The sequence below is a fragment of the Komagataeibacter xylinus genome (assembly GCF_004302915.1).
GTDB lineage: Bacteria > Pseudomonadota > Alphaproteobacteria > Acetobacterales > Acetobacteraceae > Komagataeibacter > Komagataeibacter xylinus_C.
In genome coordinates this window covers 1-15,753 of sequence record NZ_QQBI01000030.1, presented here as the reverse complement: position 1 = coordinate 15,753, position 15,753 = coordinate 1, and the positions used below count along the sequence as shown (strand labels likewise).

Below are 15,753 nucleotides of genomic sequence, written 5' to 3'. Positions count from 1 at the left end.
CGCACCCGACCTGTCTGGCAATGATCCACGTCATTGCCAGATAGTATCCATGCTGAAATTGCATTGGCTCACTTTGGCGTTTTCTGGAAACGTGCAGCTTCCGGACATACTAAGCACGCAAATGGTTTGCATGCTTAATACCTGTATGTCCCCGCTGGCGGAACCCGATGCCCGATCTGGAGCGCAACAAGAAGGAGCTGTCATTCGGTCGCCGCCTCGCGCGGCTTGGCGCCGCGTGGCGTCGGCAGGTCGATCATGACCTGCGCGAATATGGCCTGACCGAAGCCACATGGCGGCCCGTCCTGTACCTTGGCCTGCTGCCGCCGCCCGTGCGCCAGACAGACCTCGTGCGCGTGCTTGAAATCGAAGCCCCATCCGTCGCCCGCCTTCTCGATGTACTGGAACGCCGCGACCTTGTGTTCCGTTCCCCCGACCATGAAGATAAACGCTCGAAACTCGTCAGCCTGACGGAAAAGGGCGAACGCACGGCCCGCCAGGTGCGCCATGCGGTGGAAGCGGTTTCAAGCCGCCTGCTGCATGGCATTTCCACGCCGGAGCTGCTGGCCTGCTATTCGGTTTTCGAGCGGATCGAAGCCAACCTGTGCAAAAAACCCGCCCAGCCCCCCCAGACGGTGGCAATGCGGTGATGCCCCTGCCCTTTCCCCCCCTTTTTCCACCCCATGCCGGGGGCGTGTCCCTGCATTGTGGCGCCATTGACGGTTTCTTCCCGCCGCCGTGTCGGCTACAGATAGCGGCACAGCGGCGCGGAGTCTGTCACCGGGTGTCGCTGCCTGCTTATCCTTCAACGGGACCGTTCGGAATGAGAACCGCCTGATGCTGAGCGAATTCAACCTTTTCGGTGTCTTTATGGCACCGATTGTCGTCTATGCCGTCGCTGCCCTGCCTGTCACCATGCTGTTGCGCTCGCTGCTTTGGTGGTGCGGCATAATGAAATGGTTCTGGCATCTCGCCCTGTTCGAGGTCGCGCTATACACTTGCGTCCTGTGCCTGATGATCCTGTACATCTGACTGTCCCAAGAAGGTTCGAGAATCCCCATGCCTCTCCTGCGCACCCTGATCCGTGTGGTCCTGACCCTGGCGGTCGTGACGATGGCCGTCGTCATGGGCATCACTTTATGGGACACCTACATGATTGCCCCCTGGACGCGTGACGGCCGCGTCCGTGTCTATGTCGTTGACGTGGCGCCGGAAGTATCGGGCACGGTGGTGCAGCTGCCGGTGGTGGACAACCAGTACGTCCATCGCGGCGACCCGCTGTTCGTGCTCGACCCCGTGCGCTTCCGCCTTGCCATCCGCGAGGCGCAGGCCCGGCTCGATGGCGCGCTGGAAGACCTGAAGCTCAAGCAGAACGACGCCCGCCGCCGCATGGGCCTTGGCGGCATCGTCTCGGCGGAAGAGCAGGAAGTGTTCAACTCGAACGTGGCGACCCAGATCGCCTCGGTCGATGCGGCGCGCGCGGCCCTTGACCTGGCCAAGCTGAACCTGCAGCGCTCCATCCTGTACTCACCTGTCAACGGCAACATCACCAACCTCAACCTGCGGATCGGTGACTACGTGACCGAGGGGCATGCCCGGCTGGCCGTGATCGACGCCGACTCCTACTGGGTCAACGGCTACTTCGAAGAAACCAAGATGTGGGGCGTGCATGTGGGTGACGAGGCGCGCGTCAAGCTCATGGGCTACAAGGACATCATTCCCGGCCACGTGGTCAGCATCGCGCGCGGTATCAATGACCAGAACGGGCGCCCCGACGGGCTCGGCCTGCAGGATGTCAGCCCGATCTTCACATGGGTGCGGCTCGCGCAGCGTATCCCGGTCCGTATCCACCTTGACCATGTGCCCGACAGCGTGACACTCGCCGCCGGCATGACGGCCACGATCAGCGTCGGCCCGCAGGCCCGCACGCAACGCGGCCGCCTGACGACATGGCTGCAAGACCATCTGTAAGGCGCGGGCACGATCATGAACATCACTTCAGTTACCCGCAGGACCGGCCTGTTCCTGACATCGGCCATCTTCCTGGCCGGTTGCACGGTGGGGCCGCGCTACCAGCCGGACCGGATGAAACTTCCCGCCAAGTTCACCGAGGACGAGCATACCGCCACCCCCGAGGAGATCGAGGACACCAACAAGGAACTCAAGGAGTGGTGGCACCTCTTCAAGGATCCTGAACTCGACAAGCTGATCGACAAGGCCATTGCAGGCAACTACAACCTGCAGGTGGCGGGCCAGCGGATCATGGCCGAGCGCGCCATCCGCGATGTGCAGGCATCGCAGTGGTATCCGCAGGTCGATACGCAGGCCTCGGCCGGTAATGTCCGCTATTCGGTCAATATCGATAACTGGCCGCTGCGCCCCGGCTCAGCTGCGGGCGCGGCCAACCAGCCGCAGGCCGCGTATCTGGGCTATGGCTTCAGCGCAAGCTGGCAGATTGACGTGTTCGGCCGCATCCGCCGTGGGGTGGAAGCAGAGAACCGCGCTGTCGAGGAATCGATCGAGGACCGTCGTGGCGTCATGGTCATGATGCTGTCGGAGCTTGCTGGCGACTACATGATGCTGCGCGACCAGCAGCTGCGGCTGGAAATCGCCAACAACAACATCCATGTGGCGCAGGACGCCTATGACCTGACCAACCGGCTGTACCTTGAAGGCGTGGGCAACACCATGCAGATCGCGCAGGCCAAGGCGGAGCTGGATTCCCAGACTGCCGCGCGCGAGCCGCTGAAGACCCATATCTCCCAGATCACCCATGCCATCGACGTGCTGATGGGCCAGATGCCGGGCACGTCGGAGCTGGAACTGAAGGTGGCCAAGCCGCTGCCGCCGGTGCCGGAGTTCCCCGCTACCCTGCCATCCATGGTCATTGCCAACCGCCCCGACATCCGCAAGGCCGAGCGCACCTATGCCGAGGCCACGGCGCGTATTGGCGTGGCGGTGGCCCAGCTTTACCCCAACTTCACCATCCCGCTGAACTTCAACCCCAACGCATCGGCGCTGTACCAGGTGTTCCAGATGGGTGGCATGAGCTGGCAGTTCCTGATGATGGCCTCGCTGCCCCTGATGCATGGTGGCAAATACACCTCGCAGATCCGCATGGCGCAGGCTGCGGCCGAGGCGAGCCGCCTGGCCTACCGGCAATCCGTGCTGAACGGCTTCAAGGAAGTCGAGGATGCGATGGCCGCCTGGCATGATGATGAGGAACACACCGAACTGCTGGCCAAGGCTGCGGAAGACAGCTCACTGGCCAGCGAACGCGCCCGCAAGCTGTATGCAGCGGGTCTGGTTGGCTTCCTGGAAGTGCTGACGACCGAGCGCACCACGCTGAACGCCCAGAATGCCGAGGCCATGGCCCGGCTGGAGCGCCTGCAGGATGCGATCAACCTTTACACCGCCCTTGGCGCGGGCTGGCAGGGCATTGCGCTGACCAACACCACGCTGCCCGTATCGCTTGAAAAGCAGAACATGCTGGCGCGCGCCTTCCAGCAGTAACGTGGTTGCGGCCTGCCCGCCCTGGCGGCGCGGCAGGCGTGGCTGACCACCTTTGAAGGGAACAATACGCTTCTTGACCAGCCTGGTCCCCATACCATTACATGGGCTGATCTTTATAAACTGATTCAGGCCGCCGTGATTTATGAATAGAGCGCCAGCGTCTCAATTCAATAAAATCAAGGCTGATGATTGTGCTGTGCCCTGTATATGCTAAACAGGGTGGCATATGCGAGCTTGGCGGAATGGTAGACGCACGAGACTTAAAATCTTGCGCCTGTAACTGGGCGTGCGGGTTCGAGTCCCGCAGCTCGCACCACGGATACATAAAATAGCATTGTTTTTAAGGGACCACATTTTTCCAAACAGTGACCCTCTTCCAGGCTTTTGAGAAAAGCTTCCCCAAAAACGCCCGTGTGCGATGGGCATCACAAAAGGGATACGTCCCTCTTGCTGACCGGCATCATAACGGCCCATCTTATCTTTTGCGTCTTTTATGGCTTGTTCATTGCGAACCAGCGGAAGACAACGTGCCCGCTGGTTCGCATGGGGTGCTTACTTTACATCAACCAACCTGCTTGATGCGGGCAATCACTTTGTCAAAAGCTGTTCTGGCCTTTAAAAGCTGATCCAGGGCTTCCCGATACTGTTTCAGCCCGGCTTCCATGTCGTCATCCCCCAGACTGGATGCCAGAATTTTCTGATCGATTTTGACAGGCAGGAAGAAGCTCAGCTTCTTTTCCTCAAGTATAAAACCAGTTCCACTGACCAGTTCTGCCAGTTCAGGCACTATTTTTTTCCATTGCGCACGTCCGATCTGGTCCTGCACAAAGCGAATGCCAACTTTATCCTGCCCTAGCTGGCAGAGTTGCGTAACGTAATAATTATCTTCGGCCTGGTCTTCAAAGTCTGCCCATTCAAAAAAGGCACCATTAGGCTCATCGTCGTCAGGGTTGTACCACCCCTCTCCTTTCGGCGCGACCCATCCATCATCTTCATCCGTGTCTCCGGACCAGTTATTCTCAGCCATCCATTTATTCGTATCTGCATCAATAGCGGCACCAAGCGCATCATCAAGCATATGGAGGCGTGTTGCCGTCGCCTCAAGGTCGGCAAGGTTCTCAACAAGGGCCTTGTTCAGTTCAGGACTATTCATTTCTTTTTCTCCTCAATAAAATTTCTGGATATGCTGTGCAAACTGCTGCGTAATGACACCATTGAAGCCGCTTTTCGGGAAACGGGCCAGAATATCTGCCACATCACGCCAGGTCATGAGCGCCACTTCTTCAGGCGGATCAACCGGCGCAATGGCGCTCAGATAGAGAACCAGCCCGTACTGTTTGCCGGTAATCTGTCGTTTTGCCTCGGCTACCTTCACGTAACGGGCCAGTTGCTGCTCGCCTTCGCGTGCCTGTATCTTGATCTCGATGAAAAGCACGAAATCATCGCCATCAATAGCAATATCAACGCGCTCGGTTGTGCTGCCTGCGGGCCAGCACTCGGTCACGACCGATACATGGTCCAGGTCTTTGTCCAGACGGGGCCAGTGTGGATATCGATCCCCTGCCAAGCGCAACACATCACGGAGCAGGCGCGCGCCCCAGCCATGGGTGCCCTTCGGGTCCAGCAGCCACCCCAGAACCGCGCTGTTACGGCCTTCATTAGACTTCAGGCCTGCCACATCCCATATATCAATCGCATCACCACGCGCCCATGCCTGATTATGCAGCGGCATAATCATATTGGTCAGCTCTACAATACGGTCTGGCAGCACATCAGGCACAACGGAAGAAACCGGATCATGCGCGCCAAGCAGTGGCCGTATGGAATCTAACAACGTCGGCAGTCGGCGGCATAGTGCCATATCAGCATCTGTACCAAAATTGACGGAATTCAAGACATTTCTCCTTATATTCATATATATTATTGATTAAATGGATAGAAAAAATTATTCTTATTGAATAAATCGTATCATCATATGATTTGTGTAAGCTTGTCATATTAAAACAGAAAGTATTTGCATTAATTGATCATATCAATAATATGAAAATGGCATAAATATTCTACGGTTTATCGCGCTGAAAGACAGGATTTCTGGCGGCCACTCACATTATAAACGTAGATGAAATTCCCGTTGCACATACTCACGGTGCTACCGGTATAGCCAGGCAGGCCATCTCCGGCTTGCACCGCCGCTGCCATAGCAGCCAACGGCCGCCCCCGTTCAGCATAAGCCTATACAAAACCCGCACTACCCTTTCCCTGCTTGACGGCTTCCTTCACCTTTAATAATGCCCACCTACGTCAGAAACGGTCGTAGATAATGAAGGTCGGCACCATGCGATTTGAAAAAGCAGCCCTGCTCATCAAGCTTGCGCGCGCATTGGCTGGAACAGCCGAGGGCATGACGCTTGATGAAATTGCCGCCACCTACACAGTCAGCCGCCGGACGGCAGAACGCCTGAAAGCCGCTATTGAAGAGATTTTTCCGCAACTCGAAGCCATTTCAGACGGGCATAAGCTGCGCTTTCGTATGACAGGTGGCCTCGATCGCTTCCTGCAGGCACCCACATCTGATGAACTTGCGGAACTGTATGCTGCCGCTACCGCCCTGCAACAGGGCGGCTGTTCTGCCCGCGCCCATCTGCTGACAGCACTCGGCCAAAAGATCGAGGCGGCCTTGCGCCCGACAGACAGACATAAACTGGCACCCGATATCAATGCCCTGACCGTAGCCACAGGTTACGTCACGCAGGTTGGTCCTCAACCTTTTGCTGATCCGCATACGTTGGAAATTGTGCGCACGGCCCTGAAAGGCGGCAATTATTTAACCTTTACTTATGGGCATAATGCCAATTCTCACCGCACGGTCTCCCCCTGGGGCATCCTTTACGGACGTGCTTACTATCTGGTCGGGCCTGCCACGGGCAAGGCCCAGCCTGCCCTCTGGCGTTTTGACAAGATCAGATCTCCTGAAATACATGGGCAGGCCGTTCCGCCACCAGCAGGCTGGTCAATCTCTGCTTTTGCGGCACGTTCATTTGGTGTTTTTCAGGAAAAACCGCAGCGCATTACCCTGCGCTTTACGCCAGCAGCAGCCAATGACGCCGCCCGCTTTCTCTTTCATCCCAACCAGACTTTACACCCCCAACAAGATGGCAGCCTGATTGTCCAGTTCATTGCTGGCAGTTCTATTGAAATGGAAAATCACCTGTTTACATGGGGAACCGCAGTATAAATCCTTGAACCGGCATCTTTGAGGGAAGAACTCTGCAATAGGCTTGCCGCAGCTCTGGCCCATCATGAAAAAGTGCCCAAACACAATTTTTCATGAAACGACGACCATTTTTGACGTATCAGGCATTTAAAAATTTCCTTACGGTCACAGGTTAAGGAAAATAAGTGCAATAAATTATTAGATCAATGTTTTTATTTTTTAATTCAATCTACAGGAAAAGTATTTATTTACATGACCTACAATACCAATCTGTTCTATTGGGCCACGTCTGAACTATCGCAGGATGCCTTTATCTGCTGGTTGTTAAGCTGGGCCGACAGAAGCAATGCAGCCAAAAACCCCGCCATGCACGCGACGGGCCTAACCTTCCTCAATGCCCTGCTGCAACACAGCAATCAACCGCCTGTTTCAGGCACGACAGTCCGTGTCAAAAAGCAGTTTTATTCAATCGATGTGATTGCTGAGGTGGGTGAGAATCTTGTTCTGCTCATTGAGGACAAGACCGACACCTGCGAGCATGGCGATCAATTGAAACGTTATCATGCAGTCCTGCAAGAACATTATCCACAGCGGGCCGTTCTTCCCATCTTCTGCAAGACGGGAAACCAGTCCAATTACAAAAAAGCAGAACAATCCGGCTATAGCCTGTTTCTAAGGCATGACTTTCTATCTGTTTTACGAAAAATAACAGCAGATGGCCTGGAAAATAACATTATTGATGATTTTTTATCTTCACTGGAATGTCGTGAAGAAAAAACGCAAAGCTTCCTCACCCTCCCTGTTGCCCAATGGCCCAGCCAGGCGTGGGAAGGCTTTTTTCTGGCCTTGCAACACGTCTTTCCCGACCTCAGGTGGGGATATGTTGCCAACCCCCGAGGCGGCTTCATGGGCGCGTGGTGGCATTATGGCGCCTGGTCTGGCTGGGAAACCTATCTGCAGATCGAACAGGAATCCCTCGTTCTGAGGCTGGGCTGCTGGCACACGAAGCATCCCCCTGCCGTCTGTGCATCTGTCAGGGACCGGTGGCTCAAGACACTCGAGGCTACCAGCAGGCAGACGGGCATCACCATCCAGCGCCCCGCACGGCGTGGAAATGGACGCTCCATGGCCGCCGCATGCGTTGGCACCGGCCCTGATTGGATCAAACTTGACCAGAAGGGCCTTCTCGATTTCAACGCGACGGTCGCCTTCCTGCGCGAGGTGATGACAATGCTTGATCTGGCCCGCAGCGACCTGACGCACGCCCATGCATGAGGCCTAGCAGCGGCGTTTCTGTCATGGGCACAACCGGCCTCGAAAACATGATGGGGTGTGCTACCTCCATCACATGACAAAGACCCTATTGGTCCGGGCCCGCGCAGGCAGGAAGATGCCTGCCTGATGGATATCAACGCACTCAAACGCTTTGCCCGGACTACACGCATCTGGATGATCGATCAGGTCACGACCCGGCTCGACAGGGTGCTTGCCGAGGAAGCACGCGCTCCCTCCGGGGCAATCACAGCGCTGAGGACCGCCATTGAACGCAACCGCGAGGCGGTTATCGAACAGGCGGCCTGCACCTGGTTCAACCGCTTTACGGCGCTGCGCTTCATGGATGTCATGGGCCTGACCACCCCGCATGTCGTGCGCGAAGCCGCCCCCTGCGCCCATGAAGGGCATGAGGAAGCCTACCGGCTGCATGTGCTCCAGGCCTGCCATGACTGGCACGACCGCATGCCTTTCCTGTTTGCAGGGGCCGGGGATTACACCGATCTCCTCATGCCTGATGGCCTTTTGGCACCCGATGGCTTTCTCGCCCGCCTGCGCGCGGTGATGACCGAGGCCGCCTGCCAGCATGTCGAGATCATCGGATGGCTGTACCAGTTCTATATCTCGGCAAAAAAAGATGCGGTCTTTGCCGGGCTGAAACGTAACATCAAAATCACGCCCGCGAATATTCCCGCAGCGACGCAGCTTTTCACGCCGCACTGGATCGTGCGTTACCTGGTGGAAAATTCACTGGGGCGGCTGTGGCTACGCAACCACCCGCAATCAGCACTGGCGGCGAAGATGGCGTATTACATCGCGCCCTCGGCACCTGAAACCGACGTGCCCCCCCTTGTCCGCCCCGAGGATATCCGCCTGTGCGACCCCGCCTGTGGCGCGGGCCATATGCTGACCTACAGCTTCGACCTGCTGTATGAAATCTATGCCGAGGCAGGCCATGCCCCCCATGAAATCCCGGGCCTGATCCTGACACATAACCTGACGGGAATCGAGATCGACGCGCAGGCGGCGGCCCTCGCGGCCTTCGCCCTGTTGATGAAGGCGGCCACACGGCTGGGGCGGCAGCCGTTCCTGCACCTGCAGGCACGGCCCGCTATCGTGGTGATGCGCAACGTCACCTTCAACCAAGCCGAGATGGCGGACATCGCCGTCGTGCTCGGGCGCGATCTGTTCACGCCCGGCCTGCGCACGCTGCTGGGGCAGTTCGAACAGGCCCGGAACCTGGGGGCGCTGATCGTGCCCGCTCAATGCGACGTGACGGGCGCGCGCCACCGCATCGCGGCATGCAATGGTGGCGCGGACCCGCGCGTGACGAATGTACTGGCCCGTGCCCTGGCCGTGCTGCGCATGGCCGAGGCGCTTGCCCCCCGCTACCACGTCACCGTGGCCAATCCGCCCTATATGGGGGCAAAAGGCATGAACGATGCACTGGCCGCCTTCATCAGGGCCAACCATCCCCACAGCAGGTGCGATCTTTTTGCCGTGTTCATGGAGCGCGCGCTGGGCCTGACCGTGCGGCACGGGCTGATGGCCATGATCACCATGCAGTCATGGATGTTCCTCGCCTCCTACGAAAAACTGCGCGCCCGGCTGCTGGCCGAAACCACGATCATGTCCATGGCGCATCTGGGCGAGCGGGCGTTTGACAGCATCGGCGGTGCTGTGGTGTCCACCACGGCTTTCGTGATCGGGAATACCCGTGATGCGCAGTACGAAGGCACCTTCATCCGGCTTGTCGAGGGCGGATCGGAAGCCGAAAAGAAAGCCCGGTTGCAAGAGGCCATCCAGCACCCGGAGTGTGGATGGCGCCATCAGGCTGCAGCGGAAGATTTTGAACAGATCCCAGGCCAGCCGATTGCGTACTGGCTATCGGAGAATTTCAGGCAGTGCTTTTCGCGCTTTCCGCTGATCGGGGCATCGGCCGCCGCCGTATGCGGCATGACCACGGGCGAGAATGCACGCTTTGTCAGGGCATGGCATGAAGTGGACCGCAACCGGCTCAAAACGGATGCGTTCTCCCCCGCCGCAGCCCGGCAGTCGGGCTGCACATGGTTCCCCTATGCCAAGGGCGGCGAATTCCGCAAATGGTACGGCAATGCCGATTACGTGGTGAACTGGCACGATGATGGCCGCGCCATCGTAGCCTCGGGCCGGGCCTATCCACGCGCAAGGCAACGGTATTTCAGCCCCTCGGTCAGCTGGTCTTTCCTGTCGTCAGCCTATTTTGGCGTGCGCCAGCAGCCGCCCGGTTTCATCTTTGACATGGCTGGCTGCTCGCTCTTTCCCGCCCAGCCCGACCAGATCAGCCTCTATACGGGCGCCCTGTGCGCAAAAACGGCTGGCCTGTTCCTGCAGGCCCTGAACCCGACCCTGAATTTTCAGGTCAATAACGTCGCCTCCATCCCGCTGCCCGAACAGATCGACACCAAGGCCATACAGGCCATCGTGCAGGCCGCCGTGAAGATTGGCAAATGCGACTGGGACGGGCACGAAACATCGTGGGATTTCACTACCCTGCCGCTGCTGTCGGTCGCCTGCCCGGGCGATACGCTTGCCCGCGCCTATACCCGGCTGCGCGCGCGCTGGCAGGGCATGACCGATGCCATGGCCCGGCTGGAGGAAGACAATAACCGCCTTTTCATCAACGCCTATGGATTGCACGACGAACTGACACCCGATGTGCCGGCCAGGGACATCACGCTTACCTGCAATCCCGCCTATCGCTATGGCGGCCCCAGGGCCGCCGATGGCGAAGCCCGCCTGCGCGCGGATACGGTGGCCGAATTGCTGCATTATGCCGTGGGCTGCCTGTTCGGGCGCTACAGCCTTGATGCCCCCGGTCTCATCCTTGCCCGGCAGGGCGCGGGGCTTGAGGCGTATTTCGCCCGCGTACCTCACCCCCGCTTTGCCCCCGTGCGTGACAACGTCATTCCCGTGCTGGAGGAAGACGGGTTGGGCGATGATATCGTAACCGCCGTTTGCCAATTCCTGCGCGTGAGCTTTGGCGTGGCGCAGTTTCACGAAAACCTTGCCTTCATTGAACGCGCGCTCGGCAAGGACCTACGCCGGTGGTTCAGCCGTGATTTTTTCGATGACCATGTAAAACGCTACAGGAAGCGCCCTGTTTACTGGATGTTTTCCAGCCCCGATGGGCACTTCAACGCGCTGGTGTACATGCACCGCTACCAGCGGGAGACCGTCTCCACCGTGCTGGCATCCCTGCGCCAGTTCATTGCACGGCTGGCGCGCGAACAGGCCCGGCTGCACAGGCAGGCCAAGGATGCAGGCAGCCTGCCTCATCAGCGCAGCAGGGCGCAAAAGGAAAGCCGGGCGGTAGCAGCGCGGATCAAGGCCCTGGGCGCGTGGGCGGATGGTGTGCTCCATCCGCTGGCGCAGCAGGGGATCACCCTTGATCTCGATGCGGGCGTCAGGCGCAATTACCGGCTTTTTGCCGGGGCGCTGAAACCGATCAGGGGCGTGCCGGACTGAATCACCCGGAACTTTTACAGGCGCGAATCCACCGGTTCGCTCTCCATGGCCAGCACGCCAAACACGCACTGGTGCACCTGCGACAGGGGTGCGTGCGCCACGAACCGGCGCAGGGCCTCCAGCCCCAGCGCGAATTCGCGAATGGCCATGGAGCGTTTCTGGCCCAGATTGCGCTTTTTCAGCCGCGCGAGATGCTCGGGACGGTCATAATCAGGGCCATAGATAATACGCAGGTAATCGCGCCCCCGGCACTTGATGGCGGGCTGGATCAGGCCGCGCCTGCCCCGTGCCAGGAAATCCAGCGGCTTGACCACCATCCCTTCGCCGCCTGCCCCGGTCAGGTCCTCCCACCACGCAATGGCGGCGGCGCACTGTTCGGGGTCGTTGAGGTCAACAAGCCGGTGGCGCGTGGCCATGACCAGCGGGCCGCCTGCTTCGGCCAGCCTGTGGGCGTGCTGCATGTGCCATGCATGGTTACGGTCGGCATGCACATGCCCCTCCGATGCCAGCAGGTGGAACGGCGCGATCCTGACACTGGCCAGCCCCTCGAACGGGGTGACGTAGCGGTTATAGGCATCGCGGTAGCGAAAGGCATCCTCCAGCCGCACGGCAGTAGCGGCCTGCAGGTCATCCACCGCCACGCCGCGCGCGCGTGCTGCCGCCAGCGCCTGCTCAGCGGCTGACAGGCTGGCAATGGCGGCAGCCCCCACCGGGGCGAACTGCGCATGCACCAGCCCTGCCGCCTTCATGTTCCACGGCATGGCCTCGACATCCCACAGCACCCAGTCGGTTGCCAGATCATCCCACAGGCCGGCGGTGGTCATGGCGGCATCCATCTGGTGCAGCACGGCGGCCTCGATGGCGGGGTCATCAAACAGGCGGCGGCCGGTGCGGGTGACCACGATGCCGCGCGCGCCGTCGCTCACGCCAAAGCGGCGGGCCGCGACATCAGGGTTGCGCGCCAGCACCACCAGCGCGCGCGAGCCCATGTGTTTTTCCTCCACCACCACGGAACCCACGCCGTTCTTGCGGTAATAGGCCAGCGCCTCCTCCGGGCGTTCCAGCCAGCCCTCCATGGCGCTGGTCTCGGGCGGCGACATGGTGGGCGGCAGGTGAATGAGCCAGCGCGGGTCCACCGCAAAGCGGCTCATGACCTCCAGCGCGGCGGCGGCGTTGTCAGGCGCAATGACGATGGTGCCAAGGTCGCGCGTCTCGACCGCCTGCCTGCCCAGCATATCGGCCACGTCAGGCATGGTGGCGGGGGGCTGGGCCTCGGGCGTGGCGGGGCCGCCAAGCGGGCGCAGCGGCTCGGCATAGGTCTCGCGTGCCTGCACGGCCACAAGTTCCATCTCGGGGTAGCGCAGGGCGGTCAGCCTGCCGCCAAAGCAGCAGCCGGTATCGATGCACAGCGTGCCGTTATGCCACTGCGCCTCCATGACCGGGGTGTGGCCATACACCACCTTGGCCTGCCCCCTGTAGTCGGCCGCCCAGTCATAGCGCACGGGCAGGCCGAAACTGTCGATCTCGCCCGTGGTCTCGCCATACATGCAAAAGGCGCGCACCGCACCCGAGGCGCGGCCCTGCATGTCCTCCCTGATGCCCGCATGGGCCACGACCAGCCGGCCTTCATCAAGCACGTAATGGCTGATCAGCCCGTCGAGCCACGGGCGCAGGCTGGCCACGAAGGCGGGCGGTTCGGCCTCGAGCTGTTCTATGGTCTCAGCCAGGCCATGGGTGCGCTTGACCGCCTTGCCCGACAGGTAGCGCTTGAGCTTGTCATCATGGTTGCCCACCACCGCCAGCGCGTGGCCCGCCTCGACCATGGCGCGCACGATGCGCAGCACATCGGGCGTGTTGGGACCACGATCGACCAGATCGCCCACAAAAACCGCGTGGCGGCCCGCAGGCGGCGTGACCTGCACCGCCTTGCCCTGCCAGGTTATGGTGTAGCCGAGTTTTTGCAGCAGCTCCTGCAGTTCATCGGCGCAGCCATGCACGTCACCAATGATGTCAAACGGGCCCCTGTCCTCACGCCGGTCGGTCCACAGGCGGGTGCGGGTGATGGCTACGGCATCGACCTCCGCCGCCGTGTGCAGCACATGGGTGTAGCGTATGCCCTCGCTGCGCATGCCGCGCAGGCCGCGATGGAGGTCACGCATCTGGCGGCTCACCACGCCTGCGCTGATGTCGCGCCCCGCGCGGCCTGCGTTACGCGCCACGGCCACCGCCTCGGGCAGGTCGAACACGATCGCCACCACCAGCGCATGCGCCTCACGCGCCAGTGCTATCAGGCTCTTGCGGGCGGCGGGCTGTACGTTGGTGGCGTCAATCACCGTAAGGCGGCGGTTCCTGAGCCGAGTGCGGGCGAGCGCATGCAGCATGGCGAAGGCATCGGGCGTTGCGGCCTGATCGCTTTCATCATCACAGACCCAGCCCCGCATCGCATCCGATGAAATGACTTCCGTGGGCCTGAAATGGCGCGCGGCAAAGCTCGACTTGCCCGTGCCCGAGGCGCCAACCAGCAGGACCAGCGCGAATTCCGGTATCTCGATCTTCATGATTCGTGTCCTGCCTGCGTAAAGAGCGCCATCTGCGTGGGCGTGCCATGGGTGGGGTCAACCGGGCCAATGCCCTCGAACGCCACGGTGTAGCCATAAGCCTGCGCCACATCGCGCGCCCAGCGGCTGAAGGTGGCGCGATCCCATTCAAAACGATGGTCAGGGTGGCGCATGGCAAGGGCGGGCAGGTTGGGGAACAGGGCATTATACGCCCGGTTGGGCGTGGTCACGATGACAATGCCGGGGCGGGCGTGGCCAAACAGCACCTGTTCGAAGGCAGGCAGGCGCTCGGCATCCATGTGTTCGATCACTTCAATCACGCAGGCCGCGTCAAACCCCTGCATGCGCCTGTCACGATAGGTCAGCGCGCCCTGCATGAGGGTGATGCGCCTGCGCTTAAGCTCGGGCATGTCATCAAGCCGCAGCCGCTGCGCCGCGCGCGCCAGCACATGCGGGGCGACATCCATGCCCACGATGCGGCTGAAATCGGGCACGGCAAGCAGGGCGCGCAGCAGGTCGCCCTCGCCACAGCCGCAATCAAGCACGCTATGCGCATGCAGGTGGCGCAGGGTCTCGACCACGTGGGCGATGCGGGCATCCTGCAGGCGCAGGGGGGCCTCGAGCCGCCTTTCTGGCGTATCAGGCCCATCGGTCTCGGCCGGGGCGGGCGCATCATCGGGCGCGCTGAGTTCCGCCTGCGCACGCGCCACGAGCGGACGGAACCCCTTGAGGGCACGGCGGATGATGAGGTCGCGCTCGGGGTGGGCATCAAGCCAGCCCGCCCCCTCGCGCAGGAGCTTTTCCACCTCGTCCTCGCCCACGTAATAATGCTTGCTGTTATCAAGCACCGGCACCAGCAGGAAAAGCTGCCGCAGCAGGGTGGACAGCCGCACCCTGCCCCTGAGCGTAAAGGTGACATAAGGGCTGTCGCCCCATTCCGGGTGGGCGGGATCGAGCACGATGGGCGTGGTCTCGACCTCGTAGCCCAGCGGCGTGAACAGGCGCGCGGCGAGGTCCGCAGGCCCGCGCACCGGCAGCGGGGTGATGGTGACCTCAAGCGGGATATCGCTATCAGCCAGGTCCTGGCGCATGCGCGAGCGACCGGACAGGGCGGTGCCAAGCAGGCGGCGCATGGCGGTCATCAGCAGCGACGAGGCGGCATAGGGCCGGTCATTGACGTAGCTGTCCTGCTGGCCCGTGGCGTGGCCGCGCCCGCGCACAAGGTCGATGGGGTCGATCTCGACCATGATGGCCGCCGTGCAGCGCGCTTCATCCGCCTGCGGATAGAAAAGCGACGCCCGCCCCATCGAGAGTTGGAGTTGATGCACGTTATCGGGATGCTTCATGAGGAGAAAACCCAGATCCGTCGCGGGCACATGGGTGGTGGAAAGGCTCAGAAGCATCACGGACTCCAGTTACGGGCGCGCGCATGCGCAGGGCGGCGTAGCGCCCTTGCCCCACGCACAGGCACGATGGGGCCATACTTAATGCAACATTTCATTGCTGGACAAGGGTTTCAGGTATTTATCAGGAATATGCCTGATAAAACCTGCCCATTATAAGTATTTAATACACAGCTTTCCCAAAACTGCTCCGAACAGCATCATGCAAAACATAGTCACCTGAATCTGAAGTTCGGTTCATTGTCTTGTGACAAAAGCGCTTCACCGAGGCGAGGATCTGGTCGGCTGA

Annotated in this window: 11 protein-coding genes and 1 tRNA gene; 8 read left to right on the top strand and 4 right to left on the bottom strand. The window is 60.5% G+C overall.

All coding sequences use genetic code 11. The annotated features are described in order from the left end of the window. Positions 1 to 167: 167 nt before the first annotated feature. The 5 genes from DV027_RS13685 (at position 168) to DV027_RS13665 (ending at position 3,826) form a co-directional block, all read left to right on the top strand. Positions 168 to 647 (top strand): MarR family winged helix-turn-helix transcriptional regulator, encoded by a 480-nt coding sequence (locus DV027_RS13685; RefSeq protein WP_130732549.1) that lies wholly within the window; start codon positions 168 to 170, stop codon positions 645 to 647. Positions 648 to 834: 187 nt separating this feature from the next. Next, positions 835 to 1,029: a DUF1656 domain-containing protein gene (locus tag DV027_RS13680; RefSeq protein WP_010510087.1), complete on the top strand. Its 195-nt coding sequence runs from the start codon at positions 835 to 837 to the stop codon at positions 1,027 to 1,029. A 27-nt stretch (positions 1,030 to 1,056) separates the two neighbouring features. Then, positions 1,057 to 1,968, top strand: a complete 912-nt coding sequence (locus tag DV027_RS13675; protein ID WP_078525441.1) for an HlyD family secretion protein — start codon at positions 1,057 to 1,059, stop codon at positions 1,966 to 1,968. A 15-nt stretch (positions 1,969 to 1,983) separates the two neighbouring features. Then, the gene (locus DV027_RS13670; protein ID WP_130732548.1) at positions 1,984 to 3,510 is read left to right on the top strand and encodes an efflux transporter outer membrane subunit; all 1,527 of its coding nucleotides are present in this window, start codon (positions 1,984 to 1,986) and stop codon (positions 3,508 to 3,510) included. A gap of 228 nt (positions 3,511 to 3,738) precedes the next feature. Then, positions 3,739 to 3,826, top strand: a tRNA-Leu gene (locus tag DV027_RS13665). A 246-nt stretch (positions 3,827 to 4,072) separates the two neighbouring features. Here DV027_RS13665 and DV027_RS13660 read toward each other — a convergent pair. Both DV027_RS13660 and DV027_RS13655 read right to left on the bottom strand, forming a co-directional pair. Next, positions 4,073 to 4,663: a hypothetical protein gene (locus DV027_RS13660; protein ID WP_130732547.1), complete on the bottom strand. Its 591-nt coding sequence runs from the start codon at positions 4,661 to 4,663 to the stop codon at positions 4,073 to 4,075. Positions 4,664 to 4,675: 12 nt separating this feature from the next. After that, on the bottom strand, positions 4,676 to 5,404 hold the full coding sequence (locus DV027_RS13655) for a PDDEXK-like family protein (RefSeq protein ID WP_165399206.1): 729 nt from the start codon (positions 5,402 to 5,404) through the stop codon (positions 4,676 to 4,678). Positions 5,405 to 5,830: 426 nt separating this feature from the next. On the opposite strand from DV027_RS13655, the gene DV027_RS13650 reads away from it, so the two are divergent. The 3 genes from DV027_RS13650 to pglX all read left to right on the top strand — a co-directional run bounded on the left by DV027_RS13650 (position 5,831) and on the right by pglX (position 11,503). Beyond that, positions 5,831 to 6,745 (top strand): helix-turn-helix transcriptional regulator, encoded by a 915-nt coding sequence (locus tag DV027_RS13650; protein ID WP_242621919.1) that lies wholly within the window; start codon positions 5,831 to 5,833, stop codon positions 6,743 to 6,745. 231 nt (positions 6,746 to 6,976) lie between these two features. Next, complete coding sequence (locus tag DV027_RS13645) at positions 6,977 to 7,999, top strand: PDDEXK-like family protein (protein ID WP_130732545.1); 1,023 nt, start codon at positions 6,977 to 6,979, stop codon at positions 7,997 to 7,999. Between the two features lie 126 nt (positions 8,000 to 8,125). Continuing rightward, positions 8,126 to 11,503: a BREX-1 system adenine-specific DNA-methyltransferase PglX gene (gene pglX / locus DV027_RS13640; protein ID WP_130732544.1), complete on the top strand. Its 3,378-nt coding sequence runs from the start codon at positions 8,126 to 8,128 to the stop codon at positions 11,501 to 11,503. 14 nt (positions 11,504 to 11,517) lie between these two features. Here pglX and DV027_RS13635 read toward each other — a convergent pair whose 3' ends face one another. Further along, entirely contained in the window at positions 11,518 to 14,061 is a 2,544-nt protein-coding gene (locus tag DV027_RS13635) for a polynucleotide kinase-phosphatase (RefSeq protein ID WP_130732543.1), read from the bottom strand. Continuing rightward, positions 14,058 to 15,464, bottom strand: a complete 1,407-nt coding sequence (locus DV027_RS13630) for a 3' terminal RNA ribose 2'-O-methyltransferase Hen1 (RefSeq protein WP_130732542.1) — start codon at positions 15,462 to 15,464, stop codon at positions 14,058 to 14,060. The genes DV027_RS13635 and DV027_RS13630 overlap by 4 nt, the downstream gene beginning before the upstream one ends. Between the last annotated feature and the right edge of the window lie 289 nt (positions 15,465 to 15,753).